At 72.5% G+C, this 13,955-nt stretch carries 13 protein-coding genes; 4 read left to right on the top strand and 9 right to left on the bottom strand.

The window, feature by feature from the left end; translation table 11 throughout:
- Both KY5_RS21660 and KY5_RS21665 read right to left on the bottom strand, forming a co-directional pair.
- Entirely contained in the window at window positions 1–1,647 is a 1,647-nt protein-coding gene (locus KY5_RS21660) for an ABC transporter permease (RefSeq protein WP_098243811.1), read from the bottom strand.
- Window positions 1,644–2,552, bottom strand: coding sequence for an ABC transporter ATP-binding protein (locus tag KY5_RS21665; protein ID WP_098243812.1), 909 nt, complete (start codon window positions 2,550–2,552; stop codon window positions 1,644–1,646). Before KY5_RS21665 ends, KY5_RS21660 begins: the two co-directional genes overlap by 4 nt.
- Window positions 2,553–2,691: 139 nt before the next feature.
- On the opposite strand from KY5_RS21665, the gene KY5_RS21670 reads away from it, so the two are divergent.
- Entirely contained in the window at window positions 2,692–3,198 is a 507-nt protein-coding gene (locus KY5_RS21670; protein WP_098243813.1) for a GbsR/MarR family transcriptional regulator, read from the top strand.
- 33 nt (window positions 3,199–3,231) lie between these two features.
- Here KY5_RS21670 and KY5_RS21675 read toward each other — a convergent pair whose 3' ends face one another.
- Window positions 3,232–4,107, bottom strand: a complete 876-nt coding sequence (locus tag KY5_RS21675) for a diacylglycerol kinase family protein (RefSeq protein ID WP_098243814.1) — start codon at window positions 4,105–4,107, stop codon at window positions 3,232–3,234.
- Between the two features lie 176 nt (window positions 4,108–4,283).
- On the opposite strand from KY5_RS21675, the gene KY5_RS21680 reads away from it, so the two are divergent.
- Complete coding sequence (locus KY5_RS21680; RefSeq protein WP_098243815.1) at window positions 4,284–5,567, top strand: adenylosuccinate synthase; 1,284 nt, start codon at window positions 4,284–4,286, stop codon at window positions 5,565–5,567.
- A 79-nt stretch (window positions 5,568–5,646) separates the two neighbouring features.
- Here KY5_RS21680 and KY5_RS21685 read toward each other — a convergent pair whose 3' ends face one another.
- The 4 genes from KY5_RS21685 to KY5_RS21700 form a co-directional block, all read right to left on the bottom strand.
- Complete coding sequence (locus KY5_RS21685; RefSeq protein ID WP_098243816.1) at window positions 5,647–7,203, bottom strand: substrate-binding domain-containing protein; 1,557 nt, start codon at window positions 7,201–7,203, stop codon at window positions 5,647–5,649.
- A gap of 75 nt (window positions 7,204–7,278) precedes the next feature.
- Window positions 7,279–9,150, bottom strand: coding sequence for a serine/threonine-protein kinase (locus tag KY5_RS21690; RefSeq protein ID WP_098243817.1), 1,872 nt, complete (start codon window positions 9,148–9,150; stop codon window positions 7,279–7,281).
- A 101-nt stretch (window positions 9,151–9,251) separates the two neighbouring features.
- Window positions 9,252–9,713 carry a MarR family winged helix-turn-helix transcriptional regulator gene (locus KY5_RS21695; RefSeq protein ID WP_098243818.1) on the bottom strand — a complete coding sequence of 154 codons (462 nt, stop codon included), beginning with the start codon at window positions 9,711–9,713 and terminating at the stop codon, window positions 9,252–9,254.
- 14 nt (window positions 9,714–9,727) lie between these two features.
- Complete coding sequence (locus KY5_RS21700; protein ID WP_098243819.1) at window positions 9,728–10,324, bottom strand: DJ-1/PfpI family protein; 597 nt, start codon at window positions 10,322–10,324, stop codon at window positions 9,728–9,730.
- 141 nt (window positions 10,325–10,465) lie between these two features.
- Between KY5_RS21700 and KY5_RS21705 the strand changes: the two genes are divergently transcribed.
- Window positions 10,466–11,113, top strand: a complete 648-nt coding sequence (locus KY5_RS21705) for a DUF4956 domain-containing protein (RefSeq protein WP_098243820.1) — start codon at window positions 10,466–10,468, stop codon at window positions 11,111–11,113.
- Window positions 11,110–11,904 (top strand): VTC domain-containing protein, encoded by a 795-nt coding sequence (locus KY5_RS21710; RefSeq protein ID WP_098243821.1) that lies wholly within the window; start codon window positions 11,110–11,112, stop codon window positions 11,902–11,904. The genes KY5_RS21705 and KY5_RS21710 overlap by 4 nt, the downstream gene beginning before the upstream one ends.
- 9 nt (window positions 11,905–11,913) lie before the next feature.
- Here the strand turns inward: KY5_RS21710 and KY5_RS21715 are convergent, their stop codons facing one another.
- Together KY5_RS21715 and KY5_RS21720 are read right to left on the bottom strand one after the other, a co-directional pair.
- On the bottom strand, window positions 11,914–13,215 hold the full coding sequence (locus tag KY5_RS21715) for a sensor histidine kinase (RefSeq protein ID WP_098243822.1): 1,302 nt from the start codon (window positions 13,213–13,215) through the stop codon (window positions 11,914–11,916).
- Complete coding sequence (locus KY5_RS21720; RefSeq protein WP_098243823.1) at window positions 13,215–13,901, bottom strand: response regulator transcription factor; 687 nt, start codon at window positions 13,899–13,901, stop codon at window positions 13,215–13,217. The genes KY5_RS21715 and KY5_RS21720 overlap by 1 nt, the downstream gene beginning before the upstream one ends.
- Window positions 13,902–13,955 lie beyond the last annotated feature (54 nt).

Here is a 13,955-nt window from a genome sequence, read left to right on the forward strand (position 1 = left end):
TCAGGTGATCATGTCCCGGCGTCGCAGCCCCACCAGGCCCGCGCCCACCAGCGCCGCCGCGATCAGCGTCAGGACCACGAACGGCGGCCAGCTCGCGTCGCCGCCCGGCAGCTTCGGCAGGTGTCCGAAGGGCGACAGGTCCATGGCCGCCTGCGGCAGGTCGAGCGCGGGGCCGAGCCAGCCGATCGCGAGGCAGGTCCCGACGACCGCCCAGGAGGCCGCGGCGGCCTTCGGGTACGCGCCGACGAGGAACACCGCGAGCCCGCCGAGGACCCAGACGGCGGGGAGCTGTGCCAGGCACGCCCCGAGGATCGCGCCGGTGTCCCCGCCGTGCCCGAGGGCCATGCCGAGCCCGGCGACCAGCATCAGCGGAAGCGCCCCGCCGAACGCGATGACCAGGTGCCCCGCGGCCCAGCGCAGCCGCCCCACCGCGCCCGCGAGGACCGGCTCGGCGCGCTGCGAGGTCTCCTCGCCGTGCAGCCGCAGCACGGAGGCGGCGGCGTAGAGCGCGGCGATCATGCCGAACATGCCGATGACGGTGGCGAGGAACGCGTCGGTCAGACCGGTCTGGCCGCCCATCCGCTCGAAGATCTCGCGGGTGTTCGCGCTGTCCCCGACGATGTCGGCCGCGCCGTCCGCCATCCCGCCGAACACGAGCCCCGCGACCAGGAACCCGGCGAGCCAGCCGAACACGCTGCCCCGCTGGAGCCGCCAGGCCAGCCCGCCCGCCGTGGCGATGCCGCCGTGCGCGGGTCCAGGGCGCGTCGGCAGGAAGCTCATGCCGACGTCCCTGCGCCCCGCGAGCGCGTACGCGCCGACGCCCTGCGCCACGAGCGCCGCGCCGACGAGCGCGGTGATCCACCAGCGCTCACCGGCGTACGCCCGCAGGTTCTCCTGCCAGCCGAGCGGCGAGAGCCAGGTCAGCGCGGACGAACCGGCCGAGCTCCCCGAGGTGCCCGCGTCGCCCGCCGCGCGCAGCACGAACGCCGCGCCGAGCACCGCCGCCGTCAGGCCCTTGGCGAGCCGCGCGCTCTCGGTGAGCTGCGCGGCGATCGCCGCCAGGGTGGCGAAGAGCATGCCGGTGCCCGCGACACCGAGGCCGAGCGCGAACGCCCCCGTCGCGCCCCGGCCCGCCATGCCCGCGGTGATGAGGACTCCGACGGCGGCGTCGGCGGTGAGGGCGGTGAGCAGCGCGGCGGTCAGCGGCGCGCGGCGCCCCACCATGGACGCCGAGAGCATCTCCTGGCGTCCGGTCTCCTCCTCATCGCGGGTGTGCCTGATGACGATGACCAGGCTCATCACGGCGGCGAGCACCCCCGCGTAGACGCCGATGCGCCAGGCGGAGAGGGCGCCGAGCGAGTCGTCGAAGACCGGGCCGTACATGGCGCGCATCGAGGAGTTGGAGTTCATCGACGCCATGGCGTCCGCGCGTTCGGCGGCGGTCGGGTAGACGCTCTCCAGGGAGCCGGGCATGGCGAGGACCATGCCGGAGACGATCAGGATCCAGACCGGCATCATGACCCGGTCGCGGCGCAGCGCGAGCCGGAACAGGGCTCCGGTGCCCGCCAGTTGGCGCGAGCCGCCGGTGCGCGGCGCGAAGTCGGCGCCGAACGCGGTGCCCGGTGCGGTGCCGGGTGCGGTGGTCATCGCGCCATCGCCGCCGCGCGTACGTCGTCCTGGTAGTGCCGCAGGAACAGCTCCTCCAGGGTGGGCGGGGTGCAGGTCAGCGAGCGGATCCCGGTCTCCGTCAGGGACCTGAGGACGGCGTCGAGCTTGTCGGTGTCGACCTGGAGCCCGACCCGCCTGCCCTGGACGTCGAGGTCGTGCACGCCCGGCAGGTCCGCGAGTCCTTCGGGGGCGGCCGCGAGTTCGGCCTTGACGCTGGTCCGCGTCAGGTGGCGCAGCTCGGACAGCGACCCTGACTCGACGGTCCGCCCCTTCCTGATGATGCTGACGCGGTCGCAGAGCGTCTCGACCTCGCTGAGGATGTGCGAGGAGAGCAGGATGGTGCGGCCCCGGTCGCGCTCCTCGGCCACGCAGCTCTGGAAGACCTCCTCCATCAACGGGTCGAGCCCCGAGGTGGGTTCGTCGAGGAGCAGCAGGTCGACGTCGGAGGCGAACGCCGCGACGAGGGCGACCTTCTGCCGGTTGCCCTTGGAGTAGGTGCGCCCCTTCTTGGTGGGGTCCAGCTCGAAGCGTTCGACGAGGTCGGCGCGGCGTGCCTCGTCGAGTCCGCCCCGCAGCCTGCCGTACAGATCGATGACCTCGCCGCCGGAGAGGTTGCGCCACAGGGTGACGTCGCCGGGGACGTACGCGATGCGGCGGTGCAGGTCGACCGCGTCCTGCCACGGGTCGCGGCCCAGCAGCTGCGCGGCGCCGGAGTCGGCGCGCAGCAGGCCGAGCAGGACGCGGATGGTGGTGGACTTCCCCGATCCGTTGGGCCCGAGGAAGCCGTGCACCTCGCCGCTCTCGACGTCCAGGTCGAGGCCGTCCAGCGCGTACGTCGTGCCGAACGCCTTGTGCAGTCCGGAGACGGTGATTGCCTTCGTCATGTTTTTGAACGTACGCTACTTTCACAAACTTGTGAAGTTAAGGAAGTGCGTAAACTCACTCGAACGAGAACCATGGGGGCCATGGGGGCCATGGGGGCCGCGGGGGCCACGAGGAGGGACCAGGGGAGATGATCGACGCATGACGGACGAGACGAGCGAGACCCAGGGGCGGCCCGATGCCGAGGCGGTCTCCCGCTTCGTGGAGAAGTTCGCCTCCCACCTGGTCGAGGCGGGCATGCCACGGATGCCCGCCCGGATCTTCGCCGCCCTGCTCTCCTCGGACTCGGGCGCCCTCACCGCGGCGGAGCTCGGCGAACAGCTGCGGGTCAGCCCCGCCGCGGTCTCCGGCGCGGTGCGCTACCTGAGCCAGCAGCACATGGTGAACCGCGAGCGGGAGCCGGGCACGCGGCGCGACATCTTCCGGGTGCACAGCAACCAGTGGTACGAGGCGCTCGGCAATCGGGACGGGGTGCTCAAGCGGTGGGAGGAGGCCATGCGGGACGGCGTCCTCAACCTCGGCGAGGACACGCCCGCGGGGCGGCGCCTCGCCGAGACGCTGGCGTTCTTCGAGTTCGTGCAGGGGGAACTGGCGGGGATGATGGACCGCTGGCGCGTGCACAGGGAGATGCTGTTCGGGAGCGAGTGAGCGGAGCGCCCGCGGCCGGGCCTGCCAGGCCCGCTATCTCGGCAGCGTCAGCCCCCACGCCCGGGGGCGCACCGTCCACGTCCTGGTCCGGACCGGGCCCGCGACCACCGCGTCCGCGCGGTAGCGGAAGTCCGCCCCGGAGACCGTCACCGTGCGCGCCCGCACCCGCAGCGGTGTCGCCTCCGCGCCGACCGATGAGGGGCGGACCTCCACCTGGGCCAGGCCCCCGCCGTGGCCCGCGGTGACCAGGACGCCCTCGACGGGCTGGTCCAGGTCGACGAGCGTGACGCCGTCCGCCTCGACCCGCAGCCGCGCGGGCGAGGGTCCCGGCGGCGCCGCCACCCGCGCGGGGCGTGCGGCGAGGGTGCGGACGAAGGACTGGCAGGTCCGCAGCCAGGCGTGGCCCTCGACCGAGGTGGTGCCGGTCGCGGCGCCGTCGGCCGCCCCCGACACCGTGGCCCCCGACCCCGTCGCCCCCGCACCGACCGGCGGGATCCGCAGGTCCCCGAGGACGACGCCGTCGCTGTCGTCCACCAGCAGATCGAGCCTGCGTTCGGCCCCCTCCAGGACCGTCCGGGCCGCGGCGACCGCTCCGGAGGGCACGCCGAGCGTCCGCGCGAGCGTCTGCGCGGTGCCGACGGGAACGACCGAGAGCGCGCTTCCCGCGAGGTCCCGCTCCCGGTGGAGCGTGCCGACGGCGCGCAGCAGCGCCCGGTCGTCGCCGACCACCACGAGGCGCCGCGCACCCCGTCTGGCCAGCGCTTTCGCGAAGTCCTCGGGGCCGTCGGGGAGGCAGACACGGACCGCGGCGCCCGCGCTGAGCACGTCCTTCGCGATCCGTACCGACTCACCGTCCGTGCGCCGGGCGACCGGGTCGATGACGACTAGGAGCTGGTCGCGAGCCGACAACGTGCGCCCTTTCTTTTAGCCGTTCATTGAGACCTCGGGTAGCATCTTTGTGCAAGAGCCCCTTGCGCTATTGCGCCAGGGGCTTCGTCTATTCCGGGGCAGCATCCAAGGCACACCCATACGGCGGCTACGGCCCCTGACCTTGGACATGCCCCGCCCGGAAGGGGTGTACGCCTGTGCCCGCACTTGTGCTGCTCGGTGCTCAGTGGGGTGACGAAGGCAAGGGAAAGGCCACTGACCTGCTCGGTGGCTCCGTGGACTATGTAGTGCGCTACCAGGGCGGCAACAACGCCGGCCACACGGTCGTCGTAGGCGACCAGAAGTACGCGCTGCATCTCCTCCCTTCCGGGATCCTCTCCCCGGACTGTGTGCCTGTCATCGGCAATGGAGTCGTCGTCGACCCGTCGGTCCTGCTCTCCGAGCTGAGCGGTCTGAACGAGCGCGGCGTCGACACGTCGAAGCTGCTGATCAGCGGCAACGCGCACATCATCACGCCGTACAACGTGACCGTGGACAAGGTGACGGAGCGCTTCCTCGGCAAGCGCAAGATCGGCACGACCGGCCGTGGCATCGGTCCGACGTACGCCGACAAGATCAACCGCACCGGCATCCGCGTGCAGGACCTCTACGACGAGTCGATCCTGACGCAGAAGGTCGAAGCGGCCCTGGAGCAGAAGAACCAGCTCCTGACGAAGGTGTTCAACCGCCGCGCCATCGAGGCCGAGCAGATCGTCGAGCAGCTCCTTGAGCACGGCGAGAACATCAAGCAGTACGTCGCCGACACCACGCTGATCCTGAACAACGCGCTCGACGAGGACAAGGTCGTCCTGTTCGAGGGCGGCCAGGGCACGCTCCTGGACGTGGACCACGGCACGTACCCCTTCGTCACCTCCTCGAACCCGACCGCGGGCGGCGCCTGCACGGGTACGGGTGTGGGCCCGACGAAGATCACCCGCGTCATCGGCATCCTGAAGGCGTACACGACCCGCGTCGGCGCGGGCCCGTTCCCCACCGAGCTGTTCGACGCGGACGGCGAGGCGCTGCGCACCATCGGCGGCGAGCGCGGTGTCACCACGGGCCGGGACCGCCGCTGCGGCTGGTTCGACGCCCCGATCGCCCGCTACGCCACGCGCGTCAACGGCCTGACGGACTTCTTCCTCACCAAGCTCGACGTGCTCACCGGCTGGGAGCGGATCCCGGTCTGTGTCGCGTACGAGATCGACGGCAAGCGCGTCGAGGAGCTGCCCTACAACCAGACCGACTTCCACCACGCGAAGCCGATCTACGAGACGCTCCCGGGCTGGTCCGAGGACATCACCAAGGCCAAGACCTTCGCCGACCTGCCGAAGAACGCGCAGGACTACGTGAAGGCCCTGGAGGAGATGTCCGGCGCCCCGATCTCCGCGATCGGCGTGGGTCCCGGCCGCACCGAGACGATCGAGATCAACTCGTTCATCTAGCGCGTCCCGCGGCTTCGGCCGCACCTGGTGCAGGGGCGTTCCGGTTGGTCCGGAGCGCCCCTTCGCCGTACCCGGCCCGTCAGCTGCCCGTGTCCTCGCCGCAGACGCGCAGGCCCTCCGGGGTGGCGCAGGGGAGATGGCCGTGGGTGCGGATGACGTCGAGGCCGTTGCCGCGCGCGTAGGCGAGGAAGCTGGCGGCCAGCGAGTCGGCGGGGGGCAGGCCGTAGGTGTAGGCGTACTCGATCTCGCGGTAGGGGTAGCCGGTCCTGGTGAGCTGCTCGACGGAGGGCGCGTGTCCTTCCAGGTCGAGGCGGTGCAGGCCCTTGAGGGCGGCGGCGGTGCGCAGCTCGCTGTAGCCGAGGGCGCCGGGGATGCGCTCGACGGCGTCCAGGACCTGGTCGGTGGAGTCCAGTTCGCAGCGGGTCACGGGGACGGAGGGGTCGTCCTTGCTCAGGCAGTCGTTCGACGACGCCTTGATCTCGAAGGCCCCGGCCAGGACGCGGCGTTGGAGCGTGTCGCGGGTGCCCGAGCTGGAGCCCCGGCTGACCAGGACCACCGGCAGATCGGGACCGCCGAGCTCCTTCCAGTTGCGTACGTCGCCCCGGTAGATCCGCCGCACTTGCGCCAGCGTCAGATCGCGCAGCGGCACGCGGTCGTTGAGGACCAGCGCGAAGACGGAGACCGCGACGCGCGATTCGGCCAGGTGCGGGAACCCGTCGGACTTGGGGCCGTCGGAGAAGGAGACCAGCGGCGGCGAACCCGCCGGTCTTCGGGACCCCCTGCCCGCCGACTTCCGTCCCTCGTCGTCCAGTTCGCGCACCCCCGACGTACTGCCGTGCGCGCTGACCGTGATGGCGGACCCCGGGCAGTCGTTCTCGTACTTCTCCGCGAGCTCCTGGGCGACCGGCGCGAACGCCGTCGAGCCGAGCACCGTCAACTCGCCCGTCGCGCACTCGATCGGCGGCGGATCGTCGTCCCGCAGCACGATGATCGAGGCCAGGGCGATGACGGACAGGGTGAGCAGCACCGTCAGGAACCGGGCGGGGCGGGAGAGGACCGGCGGCTTGTCGTCCGGGGTCGTCGACCGGTTCGGCCGCACCTCGCCCGCCTGGATGCCGCCCGACATGGTGATCTCGCCGCCGACCGGGCCGCCGGTGAGCAGCACGAGGAGCTTGTAGTGCTGGCCCCGGTTGAGCGGCACGCGCGGGATGCGCAGGGTGCTGCCCTCGTAGCGCAGGCCCGCGCTCGCCGTGAAGTGCTCCATCAGGTGGTCGGCCCCGGCCTGCGCGGTGACCGCGACGCCGCGGATGGTCCGGTCGGTGAAGACGGCGGTGAGGCCGTGCGGCGCGCGGCCGGTGTAGTCGGCGTCGGTGATCTCCTGCGAGCCGTCGTTCTCCACCCGGAGCAGGACGAGCGTGGCGCCCGACATCTCGGGCGTCTCGTCGAAGAGCCCGAGGCGCGCGTTGGCGCCGCCGGTGGGGACGTTGTCCCCTATGGCCGTGTCCATCTGCACGCGGTAGCCGACGCGCTTGCGGCGCGGCACCCTGCGCTCGTACCAGAGGGCGCCGACGGTGGCGAGCAGGCCGAGGACCGCCGTGAGCACGGCGATGACGTTTTCGGTGCTCAGCCACTCCATGGCCGGTGACAGTAGGGCGCGCGAGGGGCCCCGGTGCCGGTATCGCCGTTCCGTCGGCCGTTGTTCGCCGCCGGTTCAGTTGGCGCGGTCGTACGTCAACTCGCCGCTGCCGTCCGTGTTCGCGCGCCGCAGCTTGCCGTTGCCGAGGATCGTGACGACGGTCGGGCTGCCCGGTGTGCAGGACGTCATGGGCTCGCCGACGATGACCTCGGTGGGGCCGATGTGCAGCCGGTCGTCCGAGGCGGACTCCAGTTTCCCCTGGAAGACGCAGTGGTAGGTGCCGCCGCCCTTGGCAGGACCGTCCGCCGTCACGGAGAGGACCGTGTCGCCCACCTCGCCCTGCTGGAGCGTGAGTTGACGGGTGCTGCGCCCCGCGTCGCTCTTGAGCCCGCCGTTCCAGGTGCCCAGGTACTTCTCTGGCACGGTGCCCTCCTCGGCGCTGGACGACGCCGACGCCCGCTCGGAGGGCTCCGCGCTCGGGGAGGTCGGCCCCGGGGTCGCCGGGGCACTGCTCGCGGAGTTCTTGGCGTCCGTGTTCTTCGCGTCGTCCGTGCCCTCGTCGTTCATCACCGCGTAGACGGTGCCGCCCGCTCCGATGGCCACTATCAACGCCACGACGATGAGCGCGGCGGTCGAACGGCCGCTGCGGCGCGGGGGTTCGGGCGGGGGCAGGTATCCGCCGCCGGGCCCGTAGGGCGGGGTGGGGCCGAAGCCGGAGGGGTGCTGGGGCTGGTGGGGGTAGCCGTATGCCGGTGCCGGTGTCGACGGCGGGGGAGTGAGGGCCGGGGGCTGGCCCGAGACCATGGTGGGGAGGTGACCGAGGGGCGCGGTGCCGGGTCTGCCGGGGGGCGGGGGCGTGGCGTCGGCGTCGTCCGGGGCTGTGGGTGTGGGAGCCGGTGTGGGCGCGGAGGCTGGAGGAGAGGCCGGGCGCGGGGGCGGGGTGTCGTTCCGGTTGTCCGGGGAGGAGCCGTCCGGGGAGGAGCCGTTCGTGGCCGCCGGGTCCGTGCCGGTGTCCGACCCGTCGTCCGGGTCCTCCGTGTCCAGCAACTGCACGGCGTGGCGCCCGAGTTGCGCGACCAGTGAGCCCGGCAGCCAGGGTTCGAGGGTGCTGCCTCCCTCGCTGAGGGTGTCCTGCGCGCCCGTGCGTTCCAGGATGTCGTCCAGCGCGGGACGGGCCGCGGGATCCTTGTGCAGGCACGCGCCGATCAGCTCGGCGAGGCTCTCGGGGATGCCCTCCAGGTCGGGCTCCTCCTGCGCGATGCGGAACATCAGCGCGTGCACCCCGCTGTTGGCGGTACCGAACGGCAGCATGCCGGACGCCGCGTACGCGAGGACGGAGCCCAGACAGAACACGTCGCACGCCGGGGTGATCCGGTCCCCGCGCACCTGCTCCGGCGCCATGAAGCCGGGCGAGCCGATCAGCGCGCCCGTGCGGGTCAGACCGCCGTCGGTGACCGTCTCCAGGGCGCGCGCGATGCCGAAGTCGATGACGCGCGGGCCGTCGATGGTGACCAGGACGTTCGACGGCTTCAGGTCGCGGTGGACCAGGCCCGCCGCGTGAATGTCCTTGAGCGCGTTGGCGAGCCCGGCCGCGAGGATGTTCACGGAGCGCTCGGGCAGCGGCCCGTGTTCGTGCGAGACGACGCTCTGCAAGGAGGGCCCCGCGACGTATCCGGTGGCGACCCACGGGATCGTCGCCTCGGTGTCCGCGTCGAGCACCGGCGCGGTCCAGACGCCGCCGACCTGCCGTGCGGCCGCGACCTCCTGCCGGAAGCGGTTCCTGAACTCCTCCTGCTCGGCGAGCTCCTGGCGGACCAGCTTCACCGCGACGGTCCGGCCCCTGCCGGACCGCGCCAGGTACACCTGCCCCATGCCGCCCGCGCCGAGCCGCGCCAACAGCCGGTACGCGCCGATCCGTTGTGGATCTCCTGGTCCGAGCCTCTCCATCGCCGCACCGGCCTCCCCCGTTGGTGTGCAACAGAGTGAGGAGTGTACTGGCCGGTCATGGGGTCCAGACAGGTACTTCGGCACTCGGCGGCAGTGCCCTCCTAGCCCGGCGCCTGGATGTCGTCGAGGGCCGCGGACAGCTTTTCCAACACCCGTACGGTTTCGGCGAACTCGGCCGTGCCGAGCAGACCGGCGAGCCGCCCCGCGAGCTCCGCGTGACCCGGGTCGATCCGGGCGACGGCGGCGCGGCCCTCGTCGGTCGGGCGCAGCAGCTTGGCGCGGCGGTGCGCGGGGTTCGCCACGTACTCGGCGAGGCCCTCGCGCACGAGGAGATCGGCCACGCGCTGCACGCTCTGCCGCGTGATGCCCATCGCGCGGGCGATCCCGGCGACCGGCAGGGGGGCGCGGAGCACGGCGCCGAGCACCTGCCACCAGGCGGCGGTGAGCCCGGCGGGGCGCGCCAGTTCCTCGGACGCGCCGAGGAACTGGCCGTTGAGCCGGAAGACGGTCAGGGCCGTGCGGCTGAGCAGGTCCTGCTGGGCGCGGACTTCGTCGTCAGTCATCTGTCCTGTACCGCCTAGGAGTTGAGCGTTTCGTACGCCGCCGGGTCCGAGTCGTGGAACAGGCGGTACCAGGCGTCCAGCTTCTCGGCGTCCAGGACGTCGCCGAGCCGCCCGAAGATCTCCCGCGCGAACGCGACCGGCTCGGTCGGGCCCGCCGTGATCAGATCGCCGTCGGTGACCGCGTCCGCGTCGACGTACCGCTTGCCGCCCTGGTAGCCGGTGGCGTCCAGATATACCGACACCGCGCTGGTGTGCGCCCGGTCGTCGAGCAGGCCCTCGCGGGCGAGGCCCGCCGTGGCCCCGCAGATCGCGCCGACCGGGACCCCGGCGTCGAGGAACGCGCGGGCCGTGCGGGCGAAGGGGGCGAGGTCGTCGCCGGTGTCCCACAGGTCGCCGCCCGGCAGGACCAGCAGCGAGCTGTCCTCGGGGCGCAGCTCCGCGAGCGTCAGGTCGGGCAGGAGGCGCAGGCCGCCGATGCTGGTGACGGGGGCGGTGGAGAGCGCGACGGTGCGGATCTCGTAGCCGAAGCGGGCGAGCCACGCGGTGGTGTGGCCCGTCTCCCAGTCGGCGAGCGTGTCGTAGACGGCGAGGTGCACGGGCTTGCGGGACATGAGTGCCTCCGGTGCAGGTCTTCGAGGTGCTTATGTAAGCATGCTGTCGTAATGGCAGCATGCTGTCAATGGATATGGGCAGGGGCATCGTTAACGTCCTTGAGGGGCGGCCTTAACCCGGCCGTCCCTAGCGTCATCGGCATGGACAGCACACTGACCCTCAGCGCCCACCTGGGCCTCGACCTGGCCGCCGTCACGCTGCTGACCTTCGGCGTCTTCTATCCACGACACCGCAGGCGGGAGCTCGTCCCGGCGTACCTCGCCCTGAACGTCGCCCTGTTCGCGGTCGTCGCGGGGCTCGGCACGGTCGGTGGCGACGGTGGGCTCGCCCTCGGCTTCGGGCTCTTCGGTGTGCTCTCGATCGTCCGGCTCCGCTCGGACGCCCTCCAGCACCAGGAAGTCGCCTACTACTTCATCACCCTGGTCCTCGGCCTGCTCTGCGGACTTCCCGCCCTGAGCCTGCCCGTCGCGGCGCTGCTCGCGGCCGTGCTGCTCGCGGTGATGTACGGCGCCGACCATCCGAAGCTGTTCGCGCGCGACCGGCGCGCGATCGTCACCCTTGACGCCGTCCACCGTGAGGAGGGCCCCCTCCGCGCCGAGCTGGAGCGGCGCCTCGGACCGCCCCTCGGCTGGACCGTCCAGGAGGTCGACTACGTCCGCGATCTCATGGTGCTGGAAGTCCGCTTCCGTCAGCCGGAACCTTCCGTACGCTCTCGGGAGTTGACGGTACGACGACGCACGACCCGGTCCAACACGATCGCCCCCCGTCACCCGAAGGAGACCGTGTGAACCCCGCCGTACGCGCCATCGGCCGCGCCGCCCTCGCCGCGCACCCCATCGCGCTTGACGAGGTCAACGCCAAGGCGGAGCTGCTCGCCCGCTACGACAACAGCTACCTGGTGCCCGTCGAGATCTTCGAGGATCTCGCGGCGCTCCTCACCGATCCACGCCGTGCCGGAGGCCCCTTCCGGTCCCTCAGCGTCGGCGGCAAGAGGTGGTTCCGGTATCACTCCACCTACTACGACACCCCTGACCTGGTGACGTTCCACGACCACCGGCAGGGGCGGCGGCTTCGCTACCGCATCCGCGAGCGCGTCTACCAGGACAGCGGCGAGCGGCAGTTCGAGATCAAGCTGAAGAGCGGGCGCGGCGAGACCGTCAAGCACCGCCAGCGCCTCGAAGGCGACGACCACGTCCTGGACGAGGCCCGGCGCGGCTTCCTCGCCGGTGTGCTGCGCGGGTCCTACGGGGTGGAGGCGCCCGACGGGCTCACCACCTCGCTGGTCACGGACTACCAGCGCGCCACGTTCGTCGCCGACGGGCAGCGCATCACCTGTGACGCGGGGCTCGTCGTGCGCGACACCGTCTCCGGGCGGACCGCCGCCGCCGACACGGGGCTCGTCCTCGTGGAGACCAAGACCAAGGGCCACCTCACCGAGGCCGACCGCGTCCTCCACCGGTACGGGGTGCGTGCCGCGGACTTCACCAAGTACTGCGGCGGGTACGCGGCCGTGCGGCCCGAGTTGGGGATCAACAAGTGGGCACGTGCCGTGCGGACCGCCTTCCCGCGGGCCGCGTGAACAGGGAGTTCATGGCTGTGTGAGGGGGAACGTCAGCGTGACGCGGGCGCCCTGCGGGGTGCTCGCCGTCTCGAAGGCGCCGTCCGCCTCCTCGGCGGTGCGGCGGGCGATGTCCAGGCCGAGGCCCGTGGAGCCCGCTCCGCTCGTGCCCCGGTCGGGGGCCGTTCCGTCGGGGAAGCCCGGACCCTCGTCCGCGACGGTCAGCTCCGCCCGGTCCTCAGCCGTCCGGCGGACGGTGATGGTGAACGGTGTGCCCTGCGGGGTGTGGTCGAGGACGTTGCCTATCAACGTGTCCAGGGCCGCCGCCAGTTCGTCCTCCGGCACGGGGACCAGGACCCGGGTGGTCGCGGGAGGCGTCCTCGTCTCGGCCGTACGGTTCTGGTCCTCCGCCAACGGGAGCCAGAACGCCGCCCGTTCGCGCGCCACCGCCGCCAGGTCCGCGCGCGGGGTCTCGCGCAGCGGGCGCCTCGCCTTGCGGATGACGTCGTCCACGCTCCGCTCCAGCGCCGTGACGTCCGCGGCGATGCGGTCCGCCTCTTCCGCGTCGCGGAGCGTCTCCGCGTCCAGGCGCAGGGCGGCCACCGGGGTGCGCAGGCGGTGGGCCAGGTCGGCGGCGTTCTCGCGTTCCGCGGTGAGGAGCTCGTCGATGCGGGCGGCCAGGCGGTTCAGTTCGCCCGCCACCAGGCGGAGTTCGGGCGGCCCCTCGGGGGTGGCCCTGGCCGTCAGGTCGCCCGCCGCCAGGCGGTCTGCGGTGCGGGCGAGACGGCGGGTCGCGCCCACCAGGCGGGCGCCGAGGCGGTCGGCGAGGAGCAGGCCGAGGAGTACGAGCCCCACGCCGATGCCCGCCATGGCGAGCCACGGGGCGAGGGTGCCCGCGTACAACTGCTTCTCGGTGACCGTGACCTGGACCACCGCCGTGCCGTCCTTGGCGCCCTGCACGGGGACCAGGATCTGGCGGCCGCCCGCCTCGGGTTCGTAGGTGAAGGCGCGGCCGGTGCGGGCCAGGCGGATGGCGTCGGTGACCGGGACCCGGTGGTGCTCGCCGATGGCCGTGTCGTCGGCGAGCACCAGCGAAGTGGCGGGCAGGTCGCGTCCGTTGACGCTCTCCACCGTCTGCTCGGCCGTCTCCCGCTCCGTGGAGGTGGCCAGGGCCGGGCCGATCGCGTGGGCCACCCACTGGGCACGGGCCGTCGCCTCGGCCGTCGCCCGGTCCGCGGCGTGGGTGCGGGTCAGCAGGGTCAGGGGGACCAGGAGGGCGGTGAGGACCAGGGCCGTGGTCGCCGCCGTCAGGAGGAGGAGGCTGCGGCGCATCAGGCGGGATCCGGTGCCGCGAGCTTGACGCCCACCGTGCGGACGGTGTGGAGGTAGCGGGGTGACTGGGCCGTCTCGCCCAGTTTGCGGCGCAGCCAGGAGAGGTGGACGTCGACGGTCTTGTCCGCGCCGCCCAGGGGCTGCTGCCAGACCTCGGCGAGGAGTTCGCGGCGGGAGACCACCTGGCCGGGGCGGCGGGCCAGGTAGGCGAGGAGGTCGAACTCGCGCGGTGTGAGGTCGACGGGGGTGTCCGACAGGGTGACCTCGCGGGAGACCGGGTCGATGCGGAGGTCGCCGACGAGCAGGGGGTCCTCCGTCTCCGCCGCGCCGAGACGACGGAGCACCGCCTTGACCCGGGCGTCCAGTTGGGCGGCGCCGAAGGGCTTGATGATGTAGTCGTCCGCGCCCGCCTCCAGGACCGTCACCATCTCCGGCTCGTCGTCGCGGGCCGTCGCCACGATGACGGGGACGTCGCTGATCGCGCGCAGCATGCGCAGGACCTGTGCGCCGTCGACGTCCGGCAGGCCGAGGTCGAGCACGACCAGGTCGGGCCTGTCCGTCACCGCCGCGTCCAGGCCCGCCATGCCGCTCGGCGCGGTCGCCACCGCGTGGCCCTTGTCGCGCAGGGCCCTCACCAGGGCGCCGCGGAGCTGGGGATCGTCCTCGACAACGAGAAGATGTGCCATACAACCACCGTAGTCAGGGGCGGAACCGGAGTTTTCTGCGGGCTTACCAGGGCC

The organism is Streptomyces formicae, assembly GCF_002556545.1.
Taxonomy (GTDB): Bacteria; Actinomycetota; Actinomycetes; order Streptomycetales; family Streptomycetaceae; genus Streptomyces; species Streptomyces formicae_A.

Bases quoted from the DNA above. Each gene is read 5' to 3' on its own strand.
- KY5_RS21720 (WP_098243823.1), bottom strand. From the start codon at position 13,901: ATGGCACATCTTCTCGTTGTCGAGGACGATCCCCAGCTCCGCGGCGCC.
- KY5_RS21700 (WP_098243819.1), bottom strand. From the start codon at position 10,324: ATGTCCCGCAAGCCCGTGCACCTCGCCGTCTACGACACGCTCGCCGAC.
- KY5_RS21715 (WP_098243822.1), bottom strand. From the start codon at position 13,215: ATGCGCCGCAGCCTCCTCCTCCTGACGGCGGCGACCACGGCCCTGGTC.
- KY5_RS21695 (WP_098243818.1), bottom strand. From the start codon at position 9,713: ATGACTGACGACGAAGTCCGCGCCCAGCAGGACCTGCTCAGCCGCACG.
- KY5_RS21685 (WP_098243816.1), bottom strand. From the start codon at position 7,203: ATGGAGTGGCTGAGCACCGAAAACGTCATCGCCGTGCTCACGGCGGTC.
- KY5_RS21705 (WP_098243820.1), top strand. From the start codon at position 10,466: ATGGACAGCACACTGACCCTCAGCGCCCACCTGGGCCTCGACCTGGCC.
- KY5_RS21665 (WP_098243812.1), bottom strand. From the start codon at position 2,552: ATGACGAAGGCAATCACCGTCTCCGGACTGCACAAGGCGTTCGGCACG.
- KY5_RS21690 (WP_098243817.1), bottom strand. From the start codon at position 9,150: ATGGAGAGGCTCGGACCAGGAGATCCACAACGGATCGGCGCGTACCGG.
- KY5_RS21670 (WP_098243813.1), top strand. From the start codon at position 2,692: ATGACGGACGAGACGAGCGAGACCCAGGGGCGGCCCGATGCCGAGGCG.
- KY5_RS21660 (WP_098243811.1), bottom strand. From the start codon at position 1,647: ATGACCACCGCACCCGGCACCGCACCGGGCACCGCGTTCGGCGCCGAC.